This is a genomic window from Bacillus sp. FJAT-45066, assembly GCF_002335755.1.
Classification (GTDB): domain Bacteria; phylum Bacillota; class Bacilli; order Bacillales; family Bacillaceae_I; genus Bacillus_CD; species Bacillus_CD alkalisoli.
Window position 1 is genome coordinate 642,893 of sequence record NZ_NISQ01000001.1, and the last position, 13,171, is coordinate 656,063.

Annotated in this window: 16 protein-coding genes; 8 read left to right on the top strand and 8 right to left on the bottom strand. The window is 35.6% G+C overall.

All coding sequences use genetic code 11. The features are described from left to right. Positions 1-237 precede the first annotated feature (237 nt). The 3 genes from CDZ92_RS03205 (at position 238) to CDZ92_RS03215 (ending at position 3,238) form a co-directional block, all read left to right on the top strand. On the top strand, positions 238-1,356 hold the full coding sequence (locus CDZ92_RS03205; RefSeq protein ID WP_096153510.1) for a tripeptidase T: 1,119 nt from the start codon (positions 238-240) through the stop codon (positions 1,354-1,356). 81 nt (positions 1,357-1,437) lie between these two features. Beyond that, positions 1,438-1,899, top strand: a complete 462-nt coding sequence (locus CDZ92_RS03210) for a chemotaxis protein CheW (RefSeq protein WP_096153511.1) — start codon at positions 1,438-1,440, stop codon at positions 1,897-1,899. A 97-nt stretch (positions 1,900-1,996) separates the two neighbouring features. Beyond that, positions 1,997-3,238, top strand: a complete 1,242-nt coding sequence (locus CDZ92_RS03215) for a DNA polymerase IV (RefSeq protein ID WP_096153512.1) — start codon at positions 1,997-1,999, stop codon at positions 3,236-3,238. A gap of 14 nt (positions 3,239-3,252) precedes the next feature. Here CDZ92_RS03215 and CDZ92_RS19825 read toward each other — a convergent pair whose 3' ends face one another. Continuing rightward, positions 3,253-3,429 carry a hypothetical protein gene (locus tag CDZ92_RS19825; protein ID WP_157842695.1) on the bottom strand — a complete coding sequence of 59 codons (177 nt, stop codon included), beginning with the start codon at positions 3,427-3,429 and terminating at the stop codon, positions 3,253-3,255. Continuing rightward, positions 3,413-3,625, bottom strand: a complete 213-nt coding sequence (locus CDZ92_RS03220) for a hypothetical protein (RefSeq protein ID WP_096153513.1) — start codon at positions 3,623-3,625, stop codon at positions 3,413-3,415. Before CDZ92_RS03220 ends, CDZ92_RS19825 begins: the two co-directional genes overlap by 17 nt. Positions 3,626-3,811: 186 nt before the next feature. Between CDZ92_RS03220 and CDZ92_RS03225 the strand changes: the two genes are divergently transcribed. Then, positions 3,812-4,447, top strand: coding sequence for a 2OG-Fe(II) oxygenase (locus CDZ92_RS03225; protein ID WP_227521573.1), 636 nt, complete (start codon positions 3,812-3,814; stop codon positions 4,445-4,447). A 45-nt stretch (positions 4,448-4,492) separates the two neighbouring features. Here the strand turns inward: CDZ92_RS03225 and CDZ92_RS03230 are convergent, their stop codons facing one another. Then, positions 4,493-5,326 carry an HAD family hydrolase gene (locus tag CDZ92_RS03230; RefSeq protein ID WP_096153514.1) on the bottom strand — a complete coding sequence of 278 codons (834 nt, stop codon included), beginning with the start codon at positions 5,324-5,326 and terminating at the stop codon, positions 4,493-4,495. 136 nt (positions 5,327-5,462) lie between these two features. Between CDZ92_RS03230 and rnz the strand changes: the two genes are divergently transcribed. Beyond that, complete coding sequence (rnz, locus tag CDZ92_RS03235; protein ID WP_096153515.1) at positions 5,463-6,383, top strand: ribonuclease Z; 921 nt, start codon at positions 5,463-5,465, stop codon at positions 6,381-6,383. Positions 6,384-6,424: 41 nt separating this feature from the next. Here the strand turns inward: rnz and CDZ92_RS03240 are convergent, their stop codons facing one another. Continuing rightward, the gene (locus CDZ92_RS03240) at positions 6,425-7,144 is read right to left on the bottom strand and encodes a SurA N-terminal domain-containing protein (RefSeq protein WP_096153516.1); all 720 of its coding nucleotides are present in this window, start codon (positions 7,142-7,144) and stop codon (positions 6,425-6,427) included. Between the two features lie 233 nt (positions 7,145-7,377). Between CDZ92_RS03240 and lepB the strand changes: the two genes are divergently transcribed. Then, positions 7,378-7,989: a signal peptidase I gene (gene lepB, locus CDZ92_RS03245; RefSeq protein WP_096153517.1), complete on the top strand. Its 612-nt coding sequence runs from the start codon at positions 7,378-7,380 to the stop codon at positions 7,987-7,989. 48 nt (positions 7,990-8,037) lie between these two features. Here lepB and CDZ92_RS03250 read toward each other — a convergent pair whose 3' ends face one another. Next, positions 8,038-9,003: a ring-cleaving dioxygenase gene (locus tag CDZ92_RS03250; RefSeq protein WP_096153518.1), complete on the bottom strand. Its 966-nt coding sequence runs from the start codon at positions 9,001-9,003 to the stop codon at positions 8,038-8,040. A gap of 204 nt (positions 9,004-9,207) precedes the next feature. Between CDZ92_RS03250 and CDZ92_RS03255 the strand changes: the two genes are divergently transcribed. Both CDZ92_RS03255 and CDZ92_RS03260 read left to right on the top strand, forming a co-directional pair. Further along, positions 9,208-9,705 carry a GNAT family N-acetyltransferase gene (locus CDZ92_RS03255; protein ID WP_096153519.1) on the top strand — a complete coding sequence of 166 codons (498 nt, stop codon included), beginning with the start codon at positions 9,208-9,210 and terminating at the stop codon, positions 9,703-9,705. Positions 9,706-9,717: 12 nt separating this feature from the next. Then, positions 9,718-10,404, top strand: coding sequence for a DUF1287 domain-containing protein (locus CDZ92_RS03260; protein ID WP_096153520.1), 687 nt, complete (start codon positions 9,718-9,720; stop codon positions 10,402-10,404). 170 nt (positions 10,405-10,574) lie between these two features. On the opposite strand, the gene CDZ92_RS03265 is transcribed toward CDZ92_RS03260, so the two are convergent. The 3 genes from CDZ92_RS03265 to namA all read right to left on the bottom strand — a co-directional run bounded on the left by CDZ92_RS03265 (position 10,575) and on the right by namA (position 13,164). After that, positions 10,575-11,087, bottom strand: a complete 513-nt coding sequence (locus CDZ92_RS03265; protein ID WP_176483699.1) for a DUF3231 family protein — start codon at positions 11,085-11,087, stop codon at positions 10,575-10,577. A gap of 222 nt (positions 11,088-11,309) precedes the next feature. Next, a complete protein-coding gene (locus tag CDZ92_RS03270) occupies positions 11,310-11,801 on the bottom strand; it encodes a CBO0543 family protein (protein ID WP_227521459.1) in 492 nt (163 codons plus the stop codon). 346 nt (positions 11,802-12,147) lie between these two features. Then, positions 12,148-13,164: an NADPH dehydrogenase NamA gene (namA, locus tag CDZ92_RS03275; protein ID WP_096153522.1), complete on the bottom strand. Its 1,017-nt coding sequence runs from the start codon at positions 13,162-13,164 to the stop codon at positions 12,148-12,150. Between the last annotated feature and the right edge of the window lie 7 nt (positions 13,165-13,171).

Genomic DNA, 13,171 nt, shown 5'->3' on the forward strand with positions numbered 1-13,171 from the left:
CTGTTATTGAAGTATTCATCTTTAATAATATAAGGAAAATGAAATTATATTTATATATATTCAACTGCCGGTTGTATGACCGCCTCCCCTGCGGAAAGCGCTCATACAACCGGCACGTTTTTATTTTCACGACTAAGTTGTTCAGAAAGTTCATTTTAAACAGTCAATATTTCCTACAATCGTGAAAATAAGATATAATGTGACATATAGTTATAAGTAATTAGGAGGAAATACATAATGATTAATCAAGAACGCTTAGTAGAAGAATTTTTAGAGCTAGTTCAAGTAGATTCCGAAACAAGATTCGAAGCAGAAATTTGTAAAGTGTTAAAAGATAAATTCTCTACACTAGGTGTAGAAGTTTTTGAAGATGACACAATGGAGCAAACTGGTCATGGTGCAGGAAACTTAGTTTGTACATTACCAGGAACAAAAGAAGGAGTAGACACTATCTACTTTACTGCTCATATGGACACAGTTATACCTGGAAAAGGTATCAAACCTTCCATTGAAAACGGGTATGTAATAACGGATGGAACGACTATTTTAGGTGCAGATGACAAAGCTGGTATTGCAGCAATGTTTGAAGCAATTAGAGTATTAAAAGAAAATAATATAGAGCATGGAACGATTCAATTCATTATCACAGTTGGAGAAGAATCCGGTCTTGTAGGAGCGAAAGTATTAGACCCAAGTTTAGTAAAAGCATCTTACGGTTTCGCGTTAGATAGTGATGGAAAAGTAGGTAACATTATCGTTGCTGCTCCAACACAAGCAAAAGTAAAAGCGACTATTTATGGTAAAACAGCTCATGCAGGTGTTGCTCCAGAAAAAGGTGTTTCTGCAATAACTTTAGCTGCAAAAGCTATTTCGAAAATGCCTCTTGGAAGAATTGATGAAGAAACTACTGCTAATATCGGTCGATTCGAAGGTGGCGGACCAACAAATATCGTTTGTGATCGTGTAGATATTTTAGCAGAAGCTCGCTCATTACTGCCTGAAAAGATGGAAGCACAAGTCGAAAAAATGAAAACAGCTTTTGAAACAGCTGCATCTGAAAATGGCGGTAGAGCAGAAGTTGACGTAGAAATCATGTACCCTGGTTTTAAGTATGGTGAGGGTGACCATGTTGTAGAAGTTGCTAAACGTGCGGTATCTGCAATCGGTCGTACACCAGCACTACAAAAAAGTGGTGGTGGTAGTGATGCTAATGTTATCGCAGGATTTGGTGTACCAACTGTTAACTTAGCAGTGGGATATGAAGAAATTCACACTACTAATGAAAGAATGCCAATTGAAGAGTTAGTGAAAACAACAGAACTAGTTGTTTCTATTATGAAAGAAGTAGCAAAATAATATAGTTTACTTAAGAAGCTTGGTAACTGAAAAGCCAAGCTTCTTTTAAATACAGATTGTTGATTTTAGGGGGTTCATTAGATGGAAGCATTAAAATTAGTAACCTTTGAGACGAATGGTGAAACATATGGGATTGATGTAAAGTTTGTCATTTCCATTGAAAAAGTGTTACCCATACACCCTGTGCCACACTTGCCGAATTATGTGTTAGGTATTACAAAAGTACGAAATGAGTTAATTCCTGTCTTCGATATGAAGCATATGTTATTTCAGACAGTGACTGAAAAAAATGAGAAAGCTAGATTGATAGTTGTTGAAACAGAAGCGTTTGCTGCTTCATTTTTAGTGGAAGATGCTAAAGAAATTATAGATGTGCCTGCAGAAAATATGAAACTATTATCTATTTTAACAGCGACACCATATTTGAAAGGCATCGCTCAATTACCAAATAAATTAATCTCGATCGTTGAGCCTACGGAAATGGTATCTACTTTTACAAATGTGTCGCAAATAAAAGATGCACTTGTAGAGCAAGAAGTTTAATCATATTTAAAAAGTACACCTTGTTTATGTATCATGGACAAGGTGCATTTTTTTTATTGTATAATATAAATAATTATTTTCGAATGGAGGAAGTGGCATGGCCAGAGAAACTAGTAAAGCAAGAATTATTTTCCATGTGGATATGAATAGTTTTTATGCATCGGTTGAAATGGCTCATGATCCTTCCTTACGAGGTAAGCCCGTTGCTGTTGCTGGAAACATAGAAGAGAGAAAAGGGATAATTATTACATGTAGTTATGAAGCTCGTGCATTCGGTGTGAAAACGACAATGCCGATATGGGAAGCAAAGAAAAAATGTCCAGGTCTTATTTTACGTAAGCCAAACTTTGAACGGTATCGTGCCAGCTCCATGGCAATGTTTGATTTACTTCGAAACTATTCGGATATGGTTGAACCAGTTTCTATAGATGAAGGATATATAGATATTACAGATACCGAATATTCTAAGCAAGCGATTAAGCTGGCAGAGGAAATACAAAAGCGTCTAGTAGAAGAGTTAATGCTACCATGTAGTATAGGTATTGCACCGAATAAATTTTTAGCAAAAATGGCGTCCAATATGAAAAAACCGTTAGGAATTACAATTTTACGAAAAAGAGAAATTCCTACTATCCTCTGGCCATTGCCAGTTGGTGAAATGCACGGTGTAGGAAATAAAACAGCGGAAAAACTAATGGGAATCGGAATAAAAACAATTAAAGATTTAGCAAATGCAGACTTGTATCAAGTGAAGCAACTATTAGGAATAAACGGTGAGAGACTTATTAATAAAGCAAATGGGGCGGATAACCGACCTGTTGATCCAGATTCAGTAGATGATTTTAAAAGTATTGGTAACTCTACTACGTTAAAAGAAGATAGTGATAATGAGCGAGAGTTACATTCTGTCCTTCAAAGTCTCTCTAACTCCGTGGCAGAAAAAATGAAAAGAAAAAATGTAGTAAGTAATAATATTCAGTTAACGATTCGTTATGGCAATCGTAAAACAGTAAACCGAAGTAGATTGTTAGAAAATCCGGTTAGTAAAGAAGATGCCATACTTCAAGCTGCATTGTTTTTGCTGAAAAAACACTGGAACGGTGAGCCTATTCGACTGTTAGGAGTTACCGCACAAGACTTAACAGATAAACAATCCTCAACGAAGCAATTAGATATTTTCTCGTTCCAAGAAGATGCAAAAGATGAGCCATTGTTAAAAACAATTGATAAGTTAAAGGAGAAATTTGGGCAAAATGTCATACAAAAAGGCGTTGTTGTGAAAAATGCCCCAAGTAAAGCAAAAATTACAACAAGTTTTCAAAAAGATTTTTTGAAATAAATGAGCTAATCCAATTATTCAGGGTTAGCTTTTTTGTTTTTAAATAGATAGTGAGCTATTTCTTCTTTGCATAAGCTTGTTACAGAAGAAAGTGTATCCAGGTCGTTAGTAACACCTTGGTCGACTAATCTTTTAGCAATGATTAAAGCTTCTAGTTTTTGGTTATGTTTTGTATTAATAGTTGTTTCCATATTCTTCTTCCTCTGTAGTAAAGCTTTGTTTTAATCCAGGAATAAATAAAAGACAAAGGGTAGTTAAAACACTAAAAGCTAAAATAGAAGAGCGTTCCATATTGTTTGTCAAAATAAAATAAAATAAGATTCCAAATCCTATTGTTGCCGTTATTTTCAATAGTACGTATGTAGACTTTTTAAGTAGTGTATTCATAATTTATCACCTCAAAGTATTTTAGAACGTTTGTTCTATTTTTATTATAAGGAACATTTGTTCTTATTGCAAGTATTTTTTAATAAATTTTTAATAGAATTTTTAGTATCTACCAAGTAAAATAAAGTGTAGTAATTACTTCTTAGAAATATTAAGTACAATCCAGATAAAAAAACGTTAAAGAGGCTGATAAATTTGAAAGAACAAACTATTTTTAACCACAAAGGCTATAAGATACAAACGGAAGATAGAGATATACATATTATTGCTAAAATGGAAGAACCTTTAATAGTAGTATTAGGAAATGTATTAAGTGAGGAAGAATGTGACCAACTTATTAGTTTGTCCAAAGATAGAATGCAACGTTCAAAACTTCGTGATTCATTAGAGGCGGAGCTCCGTACGAGCAGTAGTATGTTTTTTCAAGAGGGAGAAAACGACTTAATTACCCGTATAGAGAAAAGGGTTTCTCGAATTATGAATGTCCCATATGAACATGGAGAAGGTTTACAAATTTTAAATTATCAAATGGGACAAGAATATAAGGCTCATTTTGATTTTTTTACTTCTGCAAGCAAACCAGTTAAAAACCCTCGAATCAGTACAATAGTTATGTATTTAAATGATGTGGAAGAAGGGGGAGAAACGTATTTCCCTAAATTGAATTTTTCCGTTTCGCCCAAGAAGGGGATGGCAGTATACTTTGAATACTTCTATGATGATCAAACGCTAAATGAATTAACATTGCATGGTGGGGCTCCCATCATTAAAGGAGATAAATGGGCTGCAACACAATGGATGAGAAGACAAAGAACCAATTGAAAATAAGAAAAAGCAGAGCTGTAACGGCTCTGCTTTCTACATAATTTATAATAAAAGATCGTTCAATACTTTTGCTAACTCATCTAAGTTTTTAACTGTTTTATCGGCAGCTTTCGCTTCGCCTAATTGGTGGGCGTCAATATAAATTGTTTTACAACCAAGTTGTTTGGCAGGTAAAATCTCGTTTATGTAGTTATCACCAATACTTAGCATTTCTTCAGGGGTTACATTAAATGTATTTGCGATCTCGGTTAGGTTTTTCTTCGTATGGATTGGTTTGCTTGCTTCATACACTTTATGTTCAAAATAAGAGGTGAAACCTAGTTTCTCAATGATGACATCACTATCAGATTGCGGACTATTGGTCATTAAGACAACTTTATAATTTTTTGTCAAAGATTTTAACGTGTGGTGAAATGCTGTATTTGCAACTAACACAAACTCAGGTGTCATCATATGTTCACGTGTTTGCATGAAACACGCATAACTCACTTCACGAGTTATGCCGTAATGAGCTGCAATGGAAACAGGTATCCACCATAAATCACCTATGCTTAACTTTGTTGTGAAATCAAAGGCAAGTGGTTCTTGGTAGTCTTGTACAATTATTTCTTGCTCTATACGTTCTCCGTCCCACGTATAACCTTCTAACACATGTCCTTCATCATGAACTAAAATACGGTCTTTATGTACATCATAAACTCTGCCCATCTTCAATGCATGTTTTCCTGCTAAAACATCTTCATAATCTTGTTGAAATAGAAGTTGAGCCTCAGTAGGTAATTTTGATTTTAGTCTTTCTGCATAATAGGAAAAATGGTGTGTATCTTCATATAATGTACCATCCAAGTCAAAAACAATTACTTTTGTATCTTTCATTCCATCCCCTCCAAAAACTTGTTACTGTTATCTTACAATATTTATTGGAATACACAAAGCAGTTCGCATTGCTAAATAGGTAAAACTTCATTACTATTAAAGAAAGGGATTCACGGAGCAATAGGAGGATAAACGATTGAAAATTACTTTTTTAGGTACAGGATCAGGTGTGCCAGCAAAACATCGAAATGTATCATCGCTTGCCTTACATTTAGAAAATAAAGACGGTGCCATATGGCTGTTTGATTGTGGTGAAGCCACTCAACATCAAATTTTACATACATCATTAAAACCTCGAAGAATCGAAAAAATATTTATCACTCATTTACATGGCGATCATATTTTTGGCTTGCCTGGTTTACTCGGGAGTAGGTCGTTTCAAGGTGGAGAAACACCTTTAGCTCTTTATGGGCCACTTGGAGTTAAAGAGTTTGTTGAAACTTCACTGCGCGTTAGTGGTACGCATTTAAAATACGAAATTAGTTTTCATGAATTTGAGGAAGAAGGAATGCTGCTTGATGACGAGGAGTATGTAGTTCGAGTTGCTCCGTTAGAACATGGTCTTCCGTCTTTCGGATTTCGTATAGAAGAAAAAGAGATGCCAGGTCCATTGTTAATGGATAAGGTAAAAGAGGCTTGTATTCCTGTAGGTCCTTTGTTAAAACAGATAAAAGCTGGGCTTACTATACAATTAGAAGATGGCCGAATGATAAATGGAGCGGACTTTTTAGGTGCACCGAAAAAGGGAAAAGTCATTACCATTCTAGGAGATACTAGATTTCACTCTAATAGTATAACGCTTTCTGAAAATGCAGACGTATTAATTCATGAGGCTACGTTTGCTGGCGCGGATGAATTACTAGCCTCTCAATATTTTCATTCAACTACAAAGCAAGCTGCTGAAGTTGCACAAGTAGCAAATGTCGGACTGCTGATTTTAAATCATATTAGCTCAAGATATCAAGCCGAACACATGGAACAACTATTATCAGAAGCAAGAGAGATTTTCCCTAACACCACCATCGCAGAAGATTTTCTATCTATAGAAATAAAATAAAAAAGTGCGAGCACATTTTAATATGCTCGCACTTTTATTCGTTAAATAAGCGTTTCTACATCAGCATTATCAACAAGTTCTTGAATTAATGCTGCTTGTTTCTCTTGGTTCTTTTGATTAGCTAAATATTGACGAATTTGTGGTTCTGCTTCTTCGAACGATGGTAACTCAATTTCAGGGTTACCTTCCGCTTCCGCAACAGCATCGTCATAATAGCTTTGAATTTCTTCGTCCGTTACTTCAGCCATGCCAATTTCATTTTCTAAAAACTCTTGAATCGCAAGGCTGTTTGCAATACGCTCTTTATACGTTTCTAAAGTATATGGTGTAGAAGCTAAAGCTTCTTCAAATTCTTCTTCCGTTTCAAAGTTTGCTCTTACTTCTTCTAAATAACCATCTACTTCTTCTTCACTTGCTGTGTAGCCCTTCGCTTGTGCAGCAGCTAACAATACTTCTTGCTCAATTAACATTGTTAATGTTTGTTCTTTAATTAGGTCTGGTTCAACAGGTTGTCCCCACTGTGCCATCATCATTTCTGTGTCTTTATACATAATGATAAAGTCACTACCTTTAACTTCTTTGCCATTCACTTTTACTACCACTTGGTCAGCTTCAATTTCATCTTCAATGGCATATCCTTGCTCTTCTGTTTGATCTGGAGCATTTGTATCTTCTTGTGCGTTATTATTGTCTCCACTACATGCTGCAACGAACATGCTCATCATTAGTGTAAGAATTAAGATAGTAAATTTGTTTTTCATTTGTTTCCCTCATTTCTTTTTCTGTAACACTCTATACATTGAAACATGCTTTTATTTAGAAAGCAAATAAAAAGGACCCATAAAATGGTCAGATATCCTACTCCAACAACGTTTTCACCGGATTATTAGATTTTCATTAGAAACATATCTATATTTTTTCCTCATAAATACAGGAAATTATTCGATCGCATAGAATTTTATTAAAAGAATTCATCTATGATAGGAGCGTCTTTATGTTCAAAAAAATATTTAAAGAAATAAAAGAGTGGGGGAAGGCGATTGTTATTGCTATACTCTTATCTTTTGTTTTAACGGCATTTGTAGCCCAACCTTTTACCGTCAGTGGAAGTTCCATGCTACCAACGATAGAGGGTTTAGATAAGTACGATAAAGAAAAAATTGGCGATAGACTATTAATTTTTAAAAGTCCATATCTTTTAGGAAAAGAACCGAATTATGGGGATGTTGTTGTTATTGATAGTGATTTAACAAAAGATAGAGGTTTAAAAGATGCCATCGGAGACAATCCTTTTCTCCGAACATTTCAAAATGAAAGAGAAGACCAATACTGGGTGAAAAGGGTAATTGGTAAAGAAGGGGACACCATTTCTTTTTTTGAGGGAAAAGTGTTTAGAAATGGCGAAGAGTTGGAAGAAGAATACTTAAATGAAGAAATGTTCTTTCCATTTGAATCGGTAAAGATACCAGAAAATCATGTTTTTGTAATGGGAGACAATCGAAACGATAGTAGAGATAGTCGCCATATTGGAGCAGTTCCTACAGATCACGTTGTCGGAAAGGTTGTTTTCAGGTTTTACCCGTTTGATAAATTCACATCGTTTTAGACGCTATAGCAAAAGGTTGGATGGCTAAATGCATCCAACCTTTTATACTTATATTTCTAAAGGTCTTAAGCTAGCTTCAATTTCTTTTCTCTTTGGTTCTAAAAATGGTGGAAGTGCTAGCTTTTCTCCTAAGCTTTCCATTGGCTCGTCTGCATCAAAGCCTGGTAGGTCAGTGGAGAGTTCAAAAAGAATGCCGTTTGGCTCTCTAAAGTAGAGTGCTTTAAAGTAGTAACGGTCAACTTTTCCGGAGAAAGGAATACGTTGTTTGCTTAGTTTTTCAGCCCATGCGTTATATTCTTCCTCGTTCGGTATGCGGAAAGCAACGTGATGGACAGCCCCGCGTCCTTGGCGCTCACGAGGAAGGTCCGGACGAACAGCTACATGTACTTCCGCTCCAGACCCACCTTCACCAGTTGCATATACTTCTACATCTGGAAATACACCAGCAAGTGATGGGTAAGTTCCTACTTTTCTAAACCCCATTAGTTCCGTTAACACTTTTACAGTTCGTGTAGCATCCCCAACGGTTAAGGTGACTGGTCCAAGGCCAACTATTCCATGTTCTTCAGGGATATCCTCTCGCTCCCACGGTATACCAGCTGCCACACCTTCTTCACCGTTATCCACAACCAATATTAATTTCGTTCCTTCGTAATCTTCAAAAGCGAGTGTGTCTCTATTTGCTCTTTTTACGATTTTGTCGTGTTTAATACCAAGCTTATCAAAACGATCTTTCCAAAAATGTAGGGATTCTGTGTTTTTTACTCGCAATGAAGTAGATGAAATACTAGATACTCCTTCGTAAGTGCGTCCAAGCCCAGGGATGTCAAAGAATGTAATTTCTGTACCCGGGTTTGCTTTTGCATCTCCATAAAAAAGGTGATAGGAGGAAGTGTTATCTTGATTGACTGTTTTTTTTACTAAACGCATTCCTAAAACTCCAGTGAAAAATTGAAAGTTTTTCTCTGCGTTTGTTGTTAATAATGAAACATGGTGTAAGCCTAATAGTTCCATACATGATGCCTCCTTATTTATATAATAACCAATTTGACTTTGCAGAAACTTTGAATTCGAGATAATTTTATTATAACAAAATTTATCTCGAATTCAAAGTATTTTTTCTCAAGATTCCACAATTGGGCACTATTAAGAAGGATAAAAAGTAGAAATGGAGAATATTGTTATTTAGAGTCTAGAAGTAAAGGAAGGGACGTCAACATGATTATTATAGAGGCAAAAAAAGAAGATGCACAACAAATAGTAGAGTTAATATATGAAGTAGAACAATCTGGATTAATGTTATTCGAACCGTTTGAACGACCGAAAAATGTAAATGGAATGAAAAATAGAATAGAGATGGTCGCAAAGGAAGATAACTCAAACATCTTTCTTGCGGAATTAGATAATAAACTTGTAGGCTACTTATTTGCATTTGGTGGGCAAAGTAAACGAGTAAAACATGTCGCTTATCTCGTTGTTGGGGTATCAAGTGAAGCTCGAGGTATTGGGGTAGGAAGTAGACTGTTTGAATCTTTAAACGAGTGGGCAAATCGCCAAAGATTGAAGAGGTTAGAGCTAACAGTATTGAAACATAACGAAGTGGCTATCAACTTATATAAAAAGAATGGCTTTGAAATTGAAGGGACGAAGAAACATTCATTATTTGTAGATGGTGAATTTGTAGACGAATATTACTTGTCAAAGATTTTGAAATAAGGGGATGAATGGATGAAGAAAAAATTAATCTTTATTATCGTGCCTTTTGTTTTTCTAATTTTTTTGTTCCTTTATAGAGATGGCCTAATACTCGAACATATTGGCATAAAAGTGGATAATCCGTTTGCAAAGAGAATAGATGTACCGCAAACTTTCTCTCAAACTGATAAAAACAATAACGGTGTGCCAGACGCACTGGATATTGTTTATGAAGCAAGAAAAGAAGTGAAGCAAAAAACGCGCTATCAAAGTGCGTATTATGCGGGCGGATACCCTCCTGATAGTGAAGGAGTTTGTACAGATGTAGTATGGCGTGGATTTCTTGGGGCTAATATTACGTTAAAAGATTTAATGGATGAAGATATTGCAGAGAATACAAAGCAGTATTGGCGTATAGATGGGAAAGCAGATCCAAACATAGATTTTAGGCGAGTGCCTAATCAATTTGTTTACTTCGAGCGGTTTGCAGAGAGTTTAACAACTGAACTAATTCCTTATGATATAGAAAATTTACAACAATGGCAGCCAGGAGATATAGTCGTGTTTTTGGATGGGTTTCATCATGTAGGGATTGTGTCTGAGAAACGAGCAAAGGACGGGACACCTTATTTTATCCATAACACAAAACCTTTTGCGGCCGAAGTAAAGCTCTCGTCGATTAAAACTCCAATCGCTGGGCATTATCGATGGAAATATTAAAAGGTAAGTGTTACATTTCATCATTTCGTATTTAAGACAGAAAAAAATAACTCATCCTTTGGCTTGGACTGGCAAATAGGATGGATTAACTCTCCCGTTTAAGCCGTAGCCCTTGAGGTGACCTTGGTAAAAATAAAGGAACAGAATATGGTAATTCTGTTCCTTCAACCTTAGCTACCTTCCACATTACTATGGTGTAATGGTGGCGGAATTAACCAGCCTTTTTCTTTGTTTAGTCGAAGAACTTTTGCTCCAAGTGTTGCTTTTTGGATATGGAATTGTCCAAACATCATCGCAATGTCTTCTCTAATGGATTGCCCAATAATTTGGCTACAAGCTACTAACCCTGCTGCAATATCTTTAGCTAAAGATGCTGCTATCTCTGGGTCTTGAAAACGAGCTCCTGTTGGAATATCATCTAAGCTAGCCTTAGGGCGTTCTGGTGGTGTTGGTGGTAATCCAATCCCATTTTCTTTTAATAAATCTTCTATTTGCTTGATTTCTTGTTGACCACCTTGAATCGCTTCTTCCAGTAATTTTTTTAAGTCTTCATCACCAGCGTGGTTTAATTGAGTTTGATAGCCTGCAATTAATCCTTTAGCCGTTAAAAGAAATGACCAAGTTGCAAAAACTTCTCCATAGTGCATTGGTTCATTTGTTGGATTACCACTTAAAATTCCCATAAAAACACTCCTTATTGATTCTGTAAAATTCATATATCTTCTCCTTGCCGAAGAAATTACAAGTATAGTATCTGTAAGCGAATAGATTTCTATTCAATATTTGATTGTAAAAAGTCAAATAAATGATTTTGGTGGCGATTGCGTAATAAGAGTAGTCGTTTATTGTGCTAAAGAGGAGTTAATCAACTTAAGAAGAGACTGAACGATATTCATGTTCTCTTCTTAAGTTACCGAAACTTTACCTTTGTTTATTATTCTAATAATTAGAATAATTCCTCTACATATTAACAGTTTTAAAGTAAGACTAATTAGTGAGTGATACCAAGTCCATCCTTTTTTCCACTTAATTAGCTTGGTTTTTTTTGCTGCAATAGTCTCGAAGATTGTAATAGGTATTACAAAAGGAAAAATTTTTGCAATAATTCCAACGGGTCTGCTGTTCAGTGTCCATTGATTATAATAAAGTAACATTAAAGGGTAGAATATAAAATCAAAAGGAAGTTGGATTTTATACTTCGGAAAAAGCTTTTTTGGATATTTCAGAAATCCTTTATTAACTAAATATTTATCTGTGAAATAATTACCAATGAAACTTACAAGGTAAACAATAATCCAATCTTTAAATGATCGTTTTACGATAGCAAACGGTAGTAAAACTAGTCCCATTATTGTAGCTATAATTAAAAAGTAATATGAATCACTTTTTTTAATCAATTTATGCACCTCCCATCATATCTTTTAGTAATTTAAACTTTTTTATTCGAAAAATATTATATGAGAAAAAGAGTTATTAACTTTCTATTTTGAAATAGGTGAGTATCCAATCACAAGAAGAATCTACAAGATTGGTATGGAATTGAATGAAGTGATACCATAACGAAGATGAACTAAAAGAACTGATACAAGAATATATAGAAGATGAAAACAAAAATATTAGTTATTAAGATTAAGAAGTGCGGTGGTAGAAATGAAAAAAAATTAAAAAAGAAGACCGCTTAATGAAGCCGATCTTCTTTGTTGATTAAACTGTAGAGTGCAATTTCTCCAGATTATATGGTGTCTACCACCCACGCTCATACTGAACAGGTGGAGCAAGTTCTACATTCAATTCCTTTGCAGCGCTTCTAGCCCAATAAGGGTCGCGTAACAATTCACGGCCGATAAACACTAAATCTGCACGATTGTTTTGTACAATTTCTTCAGCCTGTATGCCTGTTGTAATTAAACCTACCGCACCAGTAGAAATGGCTGCCCCATGCTTTATTTTTTCAGAAAAAGTAACTTGATATCCAGGGAAGACAGGAATAGCCGCAGGCACTACTGCACCTGAGCTTACGTCGATTAAGTCCACTCCTTGCTCCTTCATCCAAGCCGCATACTCTACATAATCTTCAGGCGATAATCCTTCTGGATGGTAGTCATTAGCGGATACACGAACGAATAACGGGCCATCCCACACTTGATTCACGCCATCAATAATTTCCTTTAAGAATCGGTAACGGTTTTCTTTAGACCCACCGTATTCATCAGTGCGTTGATTCGTAAGCGGTGATAAAAATTCGTTAATCAAATATCCGTGAGCTCCATGAAGTTCAATAATATCAAAATGAGCCTCTTTTGCACGGCGAGCTCCTTCCACAAAAGCATTCACAGTATGCTTAATATCATCCAAGCTCATTTCAACTGGTGTGCGCATTTTTTCATTAAAAGGAATAGCGGAAGGTGCAAAAATATCTCCATCAACCATCGCTTTTCGCCCTGCATGTGCTAATTGAATCGCCGTTTTAGAACCATACATTTTCATTTGGCGGTTCAACTCTTTTAATCCACGAGTATGATCGTCATTCCAAATGCCAAGGTCTTTAGAAGAAATCCTTCCTTCAGGCAATACTGCCGTCGCTTCAATCATAATTAAACCTACCTGACCAACAGCGCGCGACACGTAATGTGTTACATGCCAGTCTTGTACATGTCCATCTTCTTTATGACTTGAATACATACACATTGGTGACATAACAATTCGATTTTTCATTGTGACATTTTTCACTGTAAATGGTGTAAATAAAGCTGAATTCATAAACTTA

Bases quoted from the DNA above. Each gene is read 5' to 3' on its own strand.
- CDZ92_RS03205 (WP_096153510.1), top strand. From the start codon at position 238: ATGATTAATCAAGAACGCTTAGTAGAAGAATTTTTAGAGCTAGTTCAA.
- CDZ92_RS03210 (WP_096153511.1), top strand. From the start codon at position 1,438: ATGGAAGCATTAAAATTAGTAACCTTTGAGACGAATGGTGAAACATAT.
- CDZ92_RS03215 (WP_096153512.1), top strand. From the start codon at position 1,997: ATGGCCAGAGAAACTAGTAAAGCAAGAATTATTTTCCATGTGGATATG.
- CDZ92_RS19825 (WP_157842695.1), bottom strand. From the start codon at position 3,429: ATGGAAACAACTATTAATACAAAACATAACCAAAAACTAGAAGCTTTA.
- CDZ92_RS03220 (WP_096153513.1), bottom strand. From the start codon at position 3,625: ATGAATACACTACTTAAAAAGTCTACATACGTACTATTGAAAATAACG.
- CDZ92_RS03230 (WP_096153514.1), bottom strand. From the start codon at position 5,326: ATGAAAGATACAAAAGTAATTGTTTTTGACTTGGATGGTACATTATAT.
- CDZ92_RS03240 (WP_096153516.1), bottom strand. From the start codon at position 7,144: ATGAAAAACAAATTTACTATCTTAATTCTTACACTAATGATGAGCATG.
- lepB (WP_096153517.1), top strand. From the start codon at position 7,378: ATGTTCAAAAAAATATTTAAAGAAATAAAAGAGTGGGGGAAGGCGATT.
- CDZ92_RS03250 (WP_096153518.1), bottom strand. From the start codon at position 9,003: ATGGAACTATTAGGCTTACACCATGTTTCATTATTAACAACAAACGCA.
- CDZ92_RS03255 (WP_096153519.1), top strand. From the start codon at position 9,208: ATGATTATTATAGAGGCAAAAAAAGAAGATGCACAACAAATAGTAGAG.
- CDZ92_RS03260 (WP_096153520.1), top strand. From the start codon at position 9,718: ATGAAGAAAAAATTAATCTTTATTATCGTGCCTTTTGTTTTTCTAATT.
- CDZ92_RS03265 (WP_176483699.1), bottom strand. From the start codon at position 11,087: ATGGGAATTTTAAGTGGTAATCCAACAAATGAACCAATGCACTATGGA.
- namA (WP_096153522.1), bottom strand. From the start codon at position 13,164: ATGAATTCAGCTTTATTTACACCATTTACAGTGAAAAATGTCACAATG.